Annotated in this window: 1 pseudogene; it reads left to right on the top strand. The window is 66.4% G+C overall.

The annotated features are described in order from the left end of the window. Positions 1 to 249: 249 nt before the first annotated feature. Positions 250 to 817, top strand: a pseudogene (locus H8R17_RS45475) (IS701 family transposase); the annotation flags it as partial. Positions 818 to 1,198 lie beyond the last annotated feature (381 nt).

Here is a 1,198-nt window from a genome sequence, read left to right as displayed (position 1 = left end):
TCTACCGGGCACTGACCAGCACACCGACCGAACGAATCACTCATACCGACCTGGCTCCAGCGGCTTGACAGCCATAGGAGCATCCCGGGGAAACGTCGAGCGGTGGGAGTGTAGCGAGCGGGCGGTGGTCACGGGCGGGTTCTGCCCGCCCGCCCCTCGAAGGAGTGCCCCGAGGACGAGGTCGTTCCGGGCCGGGGAAGCCTCAGATCGTGATCACCGAGCAGACAACCGAGAGCCTGGGACCACGATCTGGACGACCTCTTCGCCGACTTCGGGCATCACTTCGGCCGCGTCGAACCGCGCCGCCGCATGCGGGACTACGTGCGCGGGCTGCTCGCTCCGGTGGCTCGCAAGAATAGCTGGCAACTGGCTGAGCACGCTGGCCATGCCACCCCGGACGGCTGGCAGCACCTACTCTCCCGCGCCCGCTGGGGCCCCGACGACATCCGCGACGGCCTCCAGACCTACGTTGCCGAACGGCTCGGCCTGCCCGACGGGGTGCTGATCGTGGACGACACCAGCTTTTTGAAGAAGGGCATCACCTCCGCCGCCGTGCAGCGCCAGTATTCCGCGCCGGCCGCACTGAGAACTGCCAGATCGGCGTCTTCGCCGCCTACGCCAGCTCCGCCGGCCGCGCCCTGGTGGACCGGGAGCTGTACCTGCCCAAGTCCTGGACCGACCGCGACCGCTGCCGCGCCGCCAAGGTGCCCGACGAGCGCGAGTTCGCCACCGAGGGCGCCCTCGCCAGGCGTGCTGCGCGCACCGGCCTCGCCGCTGCCGGTTGCCTGGGGGGACCGCGGATGCCGCCTACGGACAGGAATGCCGGTTCCGGCGGGGTACTGGAGAAAGCACACGTCTTTTTATAACATCTTTATCGCTAACTTTAATGGAGATGTTGTTAATCTCGACTCGGCAGGTGAATCTAGATGCAAGAGGTCCCGACCGCTTCAGCACGGTGACCACGGCCACACTGGAGTCCGCCGAGGAGGCATCCGTGGGAACTTGCAGGCAACCGACGCTGAAAGTGACCGACCGCCTCGGCATCCCGCCTCCTCTGCTCTGCGCTTCGTCAGACACCGCCTGGTGAAGATCGGCCTGGACGTCTAGGCACAATGCCGTGTAGTTAGGGCTTGCCGGGAAACAAGCCGTGGCTTCGGGCCTTGGTCCTCGTTGTTGTGGTATGGGGAGACCGGAGGGG

This window comes from Streptomyces sp. TRM68367 (assembly GCF_014495685.1).
Lineage (GTDB): Bacteria > Actinomycetota > Actinomycetes > Streptomycetales > Streptomycetaceae > Streptomyces.
Note: the sequence above shows the minus strand (reverse complement) of the source record. Positions and strands in the feature narration are given on the sequence as shown.